Source organism: Flavobacterium erigeronis (assembly GCF_054075165.1).
Map to the genome: position 1 here is coordinate 137,536 of NZ_JBSKGP010000010.1, position 11,994 is coordinate 149,529.

General features: G+C 35.2%; 6 protein-coding genes. All 6 read left to right on the forward strand.

Annotated features, from left to right (window positions below; all coding sequences use genetic code 11):
* The first annotated feature begins 179 nt into the window (after positions 1 to 179).
* Complete coding sequence (locus ACWA1F_RS19335; RefSeq protein WP_306155942.1) at positions 180 to 929, forward strand: DeoR/GlpR family DNA-binding transcription regulator; 750 nt, start codon at positions 180 to 182, stop codon at positions 927 to 929.
* 298 nt (positions 930 to 1,227) lie between these two features.
* A complete protein-coding gene (locus tag ACWA1F_RS19340; protein WP_456896071.1) occupies positions 1,228 to 4,143 on the forward strand; it encodes an FAD-binding and (Fe-S)-binding domain-containing protein in 2,916 nt (971 codons plus the stop codon).
* Positions 4,144 to 4,168: 25 nt separating this feature from the next.
* On the forward strand, positions 4,169 to 4,996 hold the full coding sequence (locus ACWA1F_RS19345; protein WP_456896073.1) for an alpha/beta hydrolase: 828 nt from the start codon (positions 4,169 to 4,171) through the stop codon (positions 4,994 to 4,996).
* 395 nt (positions 4,997 to 5,391) lie between these two features.
* A complete protein-coding gene (locus ACWA1F_RS19350; protein WP_456896075.1) occupies positions 5,392 to 7,227 on the forward strand; it encodes an outer membrane protein assembly factor BamB family protein in 1,836 nt (611 codons plus the stop codon).
* Positions 7,228 to 8,000: 773 nt separating this feature from the next.
* The gene (locus ACWA1F_RS19355) at positions 8,001 to 9,482 is read left to right on the forward strand and encodes a glycoside hydrolase family 10 protein (RefSeq protein ID WP_456896077.1); all 1,482 of its coding nucleotides are present in this window, start codon (positions 8,001 to 8,003) and stop codon (positions 9,480 to 9,482) included.
* A 9-nt stretch (positions 9,483 to 9,491) separates the two neighbouring features.
* Positions 9,492 to 11,993 carry a beta-N-acetylhexosaminidase gene (locus ACWA1F_RS19360; RefSeq protein ID WP_456896079.1) on the forward strand — a complete coding sequence of 834 codons (2,502 nt, stop codon included), beginning with the start codon at positions 9,492 to 9,494 and terminating at the stop codon, positions 11,991 to 11,993.
* The last annotated feature ends 1 nt before the right edge of the window (position 11,994 follow it).

An 11,994-nucleotide genomic window follows, 5' to 3' on the forward strand; every position in this document is an offset into this window, starting at 1 on the left:
TATTATTTTTCGAAAATAATTTTAAATAACGCAAAATAACGCAAATTTTGATTCGAATTATTTATTTGATTTATTTTAAAAATTTAATAAATGCATGATTTTGCAGTTTTAAGGGTCTTTTCTGATATAATTTGAAATATTTGATATATTTGTGATGAATTTTAACTTTTATAAAAAACATGCTGAAAGCCGAAAGACATAAATATATAATGACTAAGCTTATTGAAGACCAAAAAGTTGTTACAACAGATTTAGCTTTGGCTCTCGATTTGTCAGAAGATACTATAAGAAGAGATTTGAACGAATTGGACAGTAAAAAGCAGTTGGAGAAGGTCTACGGCGGTGCAGTTCAAGTTAAAGAAAAACCTGCAAATGTATTTGACATTGCGATAACTTCTGAAGAGGAGAAAAAGAAAATTGTAACAAAAGCATTGTCTTTACTTCATGACGATCAGGTTATTATAATGAGTGGAGGAAGTACAAATTTGGTTTTTGCGAAGTTAATTCCTGCTGATTTAAAAGCTACCATATATACTTATAGTTTACCAATAGCGATGCAATTGTCTCAGCATCCTAATATTGATCTGATTTTTATTGGAGGGAAAATGCAGAAAAATGCAATGGTAACAATAGGTATGGATGTAATTCAGGTGGTGTCTAAAATTAAAGCCGACATTTGTTTTATCGGAGCCAGTAGCATCAATATAAAGCAAGGGCTTACAGAAGTGGGTTACGAAATCTCTATAGTGAAAAAAGCAATGATAGAAGCTTCTGACAGAGTAGTTTCGATGTTTGCTTCTAATAAATTAAATACCAAAATGCCACACGGCGTTTGCGATCTTACGCAGTTGGACACAATTGTAACCGAATTGGATCCTGAAGATGAAAGGTTGGACGAATATAGAAAATCTGGCGTTTTTATCTTATAATCTAAACGTATCTAAAATACTTTTTGCGTTTTGTTGCGTTTTTGTAATTTTATTATGTTAAAAAACGCAAAATAATGTATTTGTTTCTTTTTTGTATCTATATTTGTTAAAACTAATATTGTTAGTCAAATATATTTATGAAAACCATTGCTTCATTTGGAGGGAGTTCAAAGCTAGGCACTTTAATAAATATTGATTTCTAATTAAAATTAGAATTTGTTTTATTATCGATCAGTTTTTAAAACTGAGTTCAGAAATAAAACATTATTAAAAAACCAAAAGCAATAGAACCAATTCAATGTCCGATTCTCTTCAACTACAAGAATTAGAAAACTCCTTAGAAGGAACCCTTTTTTATGATGAACTTCATAAAAAAATATACGCCACAGATGCCTCTGCTTATAGAATCATGCCTCTTGCCGTGGCGATTCCGAAATCAGAAAATGATATTGTTAATATTATTCGTTTTGCTTCCAAAAATAAGATTTCAATAACGCCAAGAACAGCTGGAACTTCGCTTGCGGGACAAACGGTCGGAAGCGGTATCATTGTCGATGTGTCAAAACACTTCAATAAAATTGTTGCTTTTGATCCTAAAAATAAAACCGTAACCGTTCAGCCGGGAGTAATTCGTGACGAGTTAAATTTATATTTAAAACCGCACGGATTATTTTTTGCACCCACAACATCAACCACAAATAGATGTATGATTGGCGGAATGGTCGGAAACAATTCTTCTGGAACAACCTCAATTCGTTACGGCGTTACTCGAGATAAAATTGTAGAAATAAAAGCCGTTTTAAGCGACGGATCTACAGCGGTATTTAAAGATTTAACTTCTGAAGAATTTATTGAGAAAACAAAAGGTGATTCTTTAGAAAGTAAAATTTATAAAACGATTTACGAAGAGCTTTCGAACAAAGAAAATCAGGAAGAAATTTTAAGAGAATTTCCAAAACCAGAAATTCACAGACGAAATACAGGTTATGCCATTGATGCATTATTAAAATCAGAACTTTTTTCGGGAACAGAAAATACCATCAATTTAGGAAAACTGCTTTGCGGAAGCGAAGGAACTTTGGCTTTTACAACAGAAGTTACTTTAAAAGCTGACGATCTTCCGCCGACGAATAACATTATGGTTGTGGCGCATTTTCACACCATTCAAGAAAGTCTAGAAGCTGTCGTTGTAGCCATGAAACATCATTTGTACACTTGCGAAATGATGGACGATACGATTTTAGATTGTACCAAAACCAACAGAGAACAGTCCAAAAATCGATTTTTTATTGTGGGCGAACCAAAAGCAGTTATCATGCTCGAAGTGGGATCGCACATTAGTATGGAAGATGCCGAACTGCAAGCTGATGCTTTGATTAAAGATCTTCAGATTAATAATTTCGGATATGCTTTGCCAAAAATTTACGGAGCTGATATTGACAAAGTAAACGAAGTTCGAAAAGCGGGTCTTGGACTTTTAGGAAGTATTGTTGGAGACGACAAAGCCGCCGATTCTATTGAAGACACAGCAGTTGAATTAAGCGATTTGCCAAATTATATCGCCGAATTTGCGGCCATGATGGAAAGTCAAGGACAAAGCGCGATTTATTATGCACACGCAGGAGCAGGAGAGTTGCATTTGCGTCCGAAAATCAATTTAAAAACAAAAGATGGGTTACGTCAGTTTAGAAATTTATCGACTGAAGTGGCTCATTTGGTAAAAAAATACAGAGGCTCGTTAAGCGGTGAACATGGTGACGGAATTTTGCGCGGAGAGTTTTTACCTTTTATGATTGGCGATAAAAACTATGAATTGCTGAAACGAATCAAAAAAGCATTTGATCCTGATACTATTTTAAATGTTGGGAAAATTGTAAATGCTTCAAAAATGGATGAAAACCTGCGTTTTGAAGCCGGAAGAGTAGAACCGGAGATTAAAACGATTCAGGATTTCTCTGATAGTTTAGGAGTTTTACGAGCGGCAGAAAAATGCAATGGTTCGGGCGATTGCCGTAAATTGCCATCAGCGGGCGGCACTTTATGTCCGAGTTACCGTGCTACAAGAAACGAAAAAGATACTACGCGCGCACGTGCCAACGCTTTACGCGAATATCTGACGAATTCTGAAAAAGAAAATAAATTCGATCACGAAGAATTATATAAGGTATTTGAATTGTGCGTGAGCTGTAAAGCCTGCGCTAGCGAATGTCCGAGTAATGTGGATGTAGCGACTTTAAAAGCCGAATTTTTGTACCAATATCAGAAAGCAAACGGTTTTTCTTTCCGAAATAAAATATTTGCTTTCAATTCCAAATTGAATGAATTGGGAAGCATTGCGCCGTCTGTAACCAATTGGGCTTCTAATCTTTCTTTCGTTAAAAAAAGAATGGGAATTGCCCCTGAAAGACAAGTGCCTTTACTGGCTCCAAAAACGTTTAGAAAATGGTATCAAGCCAATAAGAAGCTTGATGCGAATAACGCTTTTGAAAACGGCAGCGTTTATCTTTTCTGCGATGAATTTACCAATTATTACGATGTTTCAGTCGGAATTGATGCTTACGAATTATTAACAAAACTAGGCTACAGAGTAATTGTAATTGATCATGAAGAAAGCGGAAGAGCTTTTATTTCGAAAGGTTTTCTAGAAGAAGCACAAGAAATCGCTAATAAAAACGTCAATACTTTTAAAAATATAATTTCAGAAAACACACCTTTGATCGGTCTTGAACCTTCGGCAATTTTGACTTTTAGAGATGAATATTTACGATTGGCTGGAGATAAGGAGAGTGCTGAAAAAATAGCCCAAAACACTTTTACGGTTGAAGAGTTTTTCAAAAGAGAAATTACAGACGGAAAAATTCACGCAGGACAATTTTCTGAAAAAGAGAAAAATATAAAGATTCACGGACACTGCCATCAAAAATCATTGAGCAGTGTTGAGGCTTCTTTTGCGATGCTGAATATTCCAAAAAATAATACGGTTACCATTTATAATTCGGGCTGCTGCGGAATGGCGGGTTCATTTGGTTACGAAAAAGAGCATTACGAAATCAGTATGAAGATGGGAGAAGATACGCTGTTTCCGAAAATCAGAGCAACAGAAACGACAACAGAAATAGCCGCTGCAGGAACGAGCTGCCGCCATCAGATTTTTGACGGAACGAGCAGAATAGCCCAACATCCGGTTACGATTTTAAAAGCTTGTCTGAAATAATTATTTTAATTGAAATTGCAATAATATGAAGAAAACAATCTACATCTTAATCTTTTTAGTTTCGCTATTTTCTGCCAAAGCAGCGCAGGTAGATACTATTCAGGTTTATAGTGCTTCGATGAAAAAGAACATCAAAACTTGTGTGATGCTTCCGGATAGTTATAAAAAAAGCAGCGAAAAATTTCCTGTAGTGTATCTTCTTCATGGTTACAGCGGTAATTATGGTTCTTGGGCAAAAGATTTTAAAGAACTTAAAAGACAGGTAGATTTATATCATTTTATTGTAATTGGTGTAGACGGAAATTATTCTAGCTGGTATTTTGACAGTCCAATTGATCCTACATTTAAGTACGAGACTTATGTAACGGCAGAATTGGTTCCTTACATTGACAAAAACTACAAAACAATTTCAAGTCGTGAAGGCCGTGCTATTTCTGGTTTGAGCATGGGCGGACATGGTGCTTTATACTTATCTATTAAACATCAGGATATTTTTGGAGCAGCAGGAAGTATGAGCGGCGGAGTAGATTTTCGTCCTTTTCCAGACAACTGGGATATTAAAAAACGCCTTGGAACTATAAGCGAATTTCCAGAAAACTGGAACAAAAATACAGTAGTCAACATGCTTGATTTACTGCCAAATAATAGTTTAAAACTAATTATTGATTGCGGAGTTGACGATTTCTTTATGAATGTCAATCGAGATCTGCATTCTAAAATGTTGGCAAAGAAAATAAATCACGATTATATCGAGCGTCCAGGAGAACATAATCTTAAATACTGGGAAAATGCTTTAAAATATCAACTTTTGTTTTTTCATGATTTCTTCAACGAAAGTGTAAAAACAAAGTAACATAAAGTGCATTGCGAAACTACCGATAATTCGCAATACATAAATTTTGGTTGGTTATCCCTAACAGGTTTTTTTTAAGCCTGTTAGGTTTTTTTCGCAACAGATTCACGAATTAAACCTTTTGAATCTGCGAAAGCAACGAGAGGAAAGAATAGCCACAGATTATAAGATTAAAAGATTTTTTTTGCCACAAATTTCACAAATTTCCGCCAATTAATTTGCTTAATCTGTGAAATCTGCGAGAGAAAAACTTTGCGTCTTCGCGTCTTTGCGAGATTAAAAAAAAAACTTTGCGAACATTGCGTAAATCATTGCGCTTTGCTGTTAAGTGACACAGTGAATTCCGAAATAAGAACTGTTTAAAATAAATTATTGCTAATTAACTAAAAAGAACCATGAAACATCTATTTTTCAGAATACTATTGCTTTTTGTAATAACATCTGGATTTTCGCAGAATGCAGAAAAAAAGGAAATTATAAAATTTGTTCAACTTACAGACTTGCACGTTTCTGTAGGGAATGATAATGATTTTCTGCTTCAAAATATCGTAAAAGAAATTAATAACTCAGATTTTGAATTTGTAATCGTAACCGGAGATTTAACCAATCGTGGTGCTGATGACGAGTTGAATGAAGTGCATAAAATACTTTCAACACTAAAGAAACCGTACTATGTAGTTTCAGGAAATCATGAAACCAATTGGAGCGAAAGCGCTGGACTGACGTATAAAAAATTGTGGGGAGAAGACCGATTTGTCTTTTCAAAAGGCGATTATGTTTTTATCGGATTTCCGTGTGGACCTTACATGAAAATGGGAGACGGATTTGTTAAACACGAAGATGTGCTTTGGCTGGACAAAACATTGCAGGACAATTTAAAAAATAGCAATAAAAAAGTATTGAATTTTGCTCATTATCCTTTAGATAACAGCGTGAGCAATTATAAAGAAGTGCTTTCGGTTTTACAAAAATATCCAACTGTTGCCACTTTCTGCGGTCACGGACATACTTTGAGAAAATATGATTTTTCTGGTTTGAGTGGTTTAATGGGAACATCAATCACTTCGCTTGACGGAAAAACAAAAAGCTACAATGAGGTTATTGTAAGTAAAGATAGTATTCGCATTTATCAGAAAGAGCTTGATAAACCTGGCGTTTTTAAATTTGCTGTTCCTTCAACACCTTCAAAAATTGAAATTCCGAAAGATAATCCGGCAAGCTTAAATCCTTTTATAAAAGATATTGCCTCAATTTACAATCTTCCGGCGTTTGATAAAAAGAACCTTTATTTTACAAATTCGCTTGGCGAAATTCAATCGGTTAGTTTGAAGAATAAAGCGGTGAATTGGAAGATTCAGACTGGAAATTCGCTTTATTTTTCTCCAATTGTAGTCAAAAATAATCTGATTGAAGGGACAATCGAAGGCAATATTTTAGGAATCGACACGCAAAACGGAAAGCAAAAATGGAGCACTTCTGTAGGTGGTGTTTTGGTTGGTTCTCCAATTGTTGAAAACGACAAATTATATACTGAAAGTTCTACTGCATTTGTTTGTATTGATGCGGTTACAGGAAAATTGCTTTGGGAAAATAAATTGCCAAAATCGTATTCGCAGGGAATTCCCGTAATACATGGCGATAAAATTATTTATGGCGTTTGGGATTCTTACATTTACTGCCTTGATAAAAACACAGGAAATCTGATTTGGAAATGGAATAACGGAAACGAAAATCAAATTTTATACTCAGCTGGAAACGTTAATATGGTTGTAACAAAAAAGAGATTGTATTTTGTTACGCCTCAGCGATTTATGACTATTTTAGATATTGAAACCGGAAAAACTCTTCTGAGAACTTCTAAGTGGAAAATTAGAGAATCGATGGGGAAAAGCGAGGATGGAAAATGGTTTTACGGTAAAACAATGGAAGGTGAATTGGTAAGAGTTCCGTTAAGTGATGATTTGGAATTAACGGAAGAAAATGTAATTGCCCAAAGTAAAGTTTTAGATCTGAAATTAGGTTACGAGCACAATCCGGCGGGAATAATTGAAAAAAATAATAAAATTTATATCGGAAGCCGAAAAGGCGAAGTGATTATTGTAGATGCGTTAAAATTTGAAATTAGCAAAGTGCTTAATTTAGGAAGTTCAAGCGTAAATGGATTTACTGTAGACAATAACGGAAAAGTGTGGACATCACTTATCGAAGGTGGAATTTACAAATTGGACTAACTTTTAATAGTTTTTTGCCACAGATTAAAAGGATTAAGAAGATTTTTTTTTTGCCACGAATTCACGAATTTTTTTTCCAATCTGGGTGAATAAATTGATGTGGTAATAGCTACGAATTATTACGAATAAATTAGTGTAATTCAGCGCGTTTTTTCGTAAAGATGAGAAAAAATAATTCGTGAATTCGTGGCTATTTTTTTACCACGAATTCACGAATTTAAATCTGATAGATCTGCAAAATCTGCGAGAGAAAAAAAATGCCACAGATTAAAAGGATTAAGAAGATTTTTTTTGCCACGAATTCACGAATTTTTTTTCCAATCTGGGTGAATAAATTGATGTGGTAATAGCTACGAATTATTACGAATAAATTAGTGTAATTCAGCGCGTTTTTTCGTAAAGATGAGAAAAAATAATTCGTGAATTCGTGGCTATTTTTTTACCACGAATTCACGAATTTAAATCTGATAGATCTGCAAAATCTGCGAGAGAAAAAAAATGCCACAGATTAAAAGGATTAAGAAGATTTTTTTTGCCACGAATTCACGAATTTTTTTTCCAATCTGGGTGAATAAATTGATGTGGTAATAGCCACGAATTATTACGAATAAATTAGTGTAATTCAGCGCGTTTTTTCGTAAAGATGAGAAAAAATAATTCGTGAATTCGTGGCGAATAAAAATAGCCACAGATAAAAAAAACTTAGCGAACATAGCGTAAACCCTTGCGTTCTTTGCGGTTAAACATAACGATACTAACCCAAAATAATAATTATGAAAACCATAAAAATCATAATTCTAGTTTTACTGATTCAAACCAAAATTTTCAGCCAGCAATCTCCGAAAAGAGAAATGCGTGCGGCTTGGATTTCGACAGTAGAAAACATCGATTGGCCGTCTAAACCAGGCTTATCAGACAAAGAAATGAAAAACGAAATGATTGCCCTTTTGGATAATCTTCGTTCGTATAATCTAAACACCGTAATTTTTCAAATCCGCCCAACTGCCGATGCGTATTACAAATCGACTAAAGAACCCGCTTCGCATTGGATAACAGGAACTCAAGGCATTGCTCCAGGTTTCGATCCGCTGCAAATGATGATTGATGAAGCAGGAAAACGCGGTATGAATGTGCACGTTTGGCTGAATCCGTATCGTGTGCAGAAAGATACGGTGAGAGATGTACTTTCAAAAAATCATTTATATTTTAAAAGACCAGACCTTTTTCTGACTTACGGAAAAACAAGATATTTTAATCCAGGTTTGCAAGAAACCAGAAATTTTGTGGCTTCTGTTGTGGGCGAAATTGTTCGTAAATACGATATTCAGGCTGTTCACATGGACGATTATTTTTATCCGTATAAAATTGAAGGGCAGGAATTTCCAGATAATAAAGCTTTCGCTAAAGAACCGCGCCAGTTTAAAGACAAAGACGATTGGAGAAGAGACAATGTCGATTTAATCATCAAACAAATTAGAGATACCATTATTGCCAATAAACCAGAAGTCGAATTCGGAATTTCGCCTTTTGGAGTTTGGAGAAATATTGCCAAAGATTCTCAAGGTTCTAAAACCCTTGCAGGAGCGACAAACTATGACGATTTGTATGCTAATATTTTAAAATGGCAAAAAGAAAATTGGATCGATTATGTTGCGCCACAATTGTACTGGCATATTGGCTTTGACCGTGCTAATTTTGAAGTTTTAGCAAAATGGTGGGCAGAACATAAATATGGAGCCAATGTCTATGTTGGTCATGGCGATTATAAAATTTCAACTTCGGCTAAAGAACCAGAATGGAGAAGTCCTGATCAAATTGTAAAACAGATTGAAATGATCCGTAAACTGCCACAAATTGAAGGTTCGATGCATTTTACCGCTTCTAATTTTCTGAAAAAAGGAGATACGTTGAGAAAACCACTTCTTGAAAAAGAATACAAATACATTGCTTTAACCCCAGAAGCAAATAGAATTACAAGATTAAAACCAGAAGTGCCAACAAATGCAGTAATTGCTAAAAAAGGCGATAAAGCAGTTTTGACTTGGAAAGCAGCATTTAACGACAAAAAATATGTGATTTACAGATTTCCGAAAGGAAAAATAACCGATTTCTCAAATCCTGAAAACATTTATTACGTGACAACAGCGCTAAAACTAGAAGTGCCAAATGCCGATTTGGAAAACTATGTTTATGCGCTCACCGCTTTGAGTCAGACCCAGACAGAAAGCAGTCCGATTGAATTTTCAGTAAAATAAAATATAGAGATGAGAAAAAGTATTCTTCTAATTGCCCTATTTCTAAGTTCGTTAGGTTTTGTACAAGCCCAAAAATTAGATATGATTCCGAAACCAGTTTCCGTTCAGCAAAGTGCTGGTCAGTTGGTTTTGACTTCGCCATTAAAAATTGTGGTTGATAAAAAACTAAAAAACAGTGCGGATTATATTGCTGCAAGTCTTTCAAAAAATACAGGAATTAATCCGATAGTTTCGATTGGAAAAAAGCACGGAAAAAATAGCATTTCATTTTTAGTAGATAAAAAAATAAACCTTCCGAATGAAGGTTATCAATTAGAAATAAGCGAAAAAGGAATTTTCGTAAAAGGAAAAACAGCAAACGGAGTTCTAAACGGACTTCAGACTTTAGTCCAAATTTGTTCTGCAAAAGAAGTCAAAAAAGGAACTGTTCCGTTTGTGAAAATTGAAGATTATCCTCGTTTTGACTGGCGCGGAATGATGCTCGATTGTTCAAGACAATTCTTCGATAAACAAACCGTAAAAAATTATATCGATTGGCTGGCGGCTCACAAAATGAATGTTTTTCATTGGCATTTAACTGATGATAACGGCTGGAGAATCGAAATCAAATCGATGCCAGATTTAACTTTAAAAGGTGCTTGGCGTGGTCCAGGCGAAGTTTTACTGCCCTCTTACGGTTCGGGAGACAAACGCTATGGAGGTTTTTATACGCAAGAAGATATTAAAGAAGTTGTGGCTTATGCTGCCGATCGAGGAATCTCAGTAATGCCAGAAATTGAGATTCCTGGGCATTCGCGTGCAGTAACGGCTTCGTATCCAGAAGTTGGTTGCGCTATAACGCAAGAGCTGAAAAGTGTTCAAGGTGAAGTGAAAAATGTTTGGTGCGTGGGACGCGAAGAGAATTATGAACTTCTGGATAATATTATAAAAGAAGTTTCTGGATTATTTCCTTTCGAATATATTCATGTTGCAGGAGACGAGGTGAATCGTGCGAATTGGGAACATTGTCCAAAATGTCAAGCTTTGATGGCGAAAGAAGGATTTACAGATAGTTTTCAGCTTCAAAATTATTTCTTTAGAAGAGTTCAGAAAATTGTCGATAAATACCATAAAAAAACAGACGGCTGGAATGAAATCCTGAAAGGTGGAGAAATCGATCCCAATACGCTGATTTCTGCTTGGCAGGGAATTAGTTACGGAATCGAATCGGCTAAAAAAGGGTATAAAACCATTATGATGCCGGGACAATTTACGTATTATGACATGGCACAATCTGAAACAGAACGTGGCCATCGTTGGGCAGCGATTACCGATACAAAACGCGCTTATTCATTTGAACCAATTCCAGATGCTGATTTAACGCCCGAAGAACAAAAAAATATAGTAGGTGTTCAAGGCGCTTTGTGGAGCGAATATCTAGACCGCCCTGCAAGAATTATGGAATACCAAAGTTATCCAAGAATTTGTGCTTTATCTGAAATAGGCTGGTCTAAAAAAGAAGATAAAAACTGGGATGATTTTTATGGAAGATTGACCAACAGCCACTTGCAAAGATTGGCTGATATGGGAATTGCTTTCAGAGATTTTCCTCCAACAGCCATTTATAAAAACGGAACGATTACCGTAACACTACCTTATCAAGGCGCTGTTGTACGATTTGAGAAAGATGGAAATGAGCCAACAAGACAATCGCCTTTGAATACAGGACCAATTCAAACCAAAGATTACGAGCAGTATCGATTTAGAGTTTTTTTTAACGAAACTTCGGCAAGTCCTGCGGTTAAAGTGGAGAAATTGCCTGTTGCTAATTGGAATACTTCGAAAGTTGAAGTTTTAACTGTTTCGGAAAATATTTCAGAGCATGTTGATAAAAAGGGCATTTGGTATTTGAGTTTTAATCCAACGGATGATGGCGCAAATGGAACAATTAAAAATGTTTCTCTTTTTGAAAATGATAAATTATTGCAAACCTATACAGATGAAAAGTCTTTGAAATCAAAACCTCGTTTGAGATTTGCGATTGAAAATTATAATGAAAAAAACACCTACAGATTAGATTTTACAGTTGAAAATAAAGAAGACAAAAAGTCGGCTGCAAACGTAAAATTCAATTGTTCGCCTTATCAAGAACCAGAAGTGAAAGTTACTTCTTCAATGGCAGAAAATCCGAAGTTTCCAATTGTAAATCTGCAAGATTATAACGAAGAATCCTATTTGCGTACCGATGTAGCGTGCAAAGATGGCGACTGGATTTTGTACACTTTTACAAATCCGGTAACTTCTTCTAAAATTGATGTTTTAACTGGAATTCCGCATCACCCGAGATTTATAATAAACAACGGTTTTGTCGAGTTTTCATATAACGGAACTGATTTTATAAAAGGCGATAATTTTGATTACGGAAATGCATCAATTTATCCGAAACAGCCTGTAAAAGCAGTCAGAATAAAAATTACAGGAACCAACAACGAGCCTTTGATGGCAGGACAGGACTTAAAAATTAATCCATAGA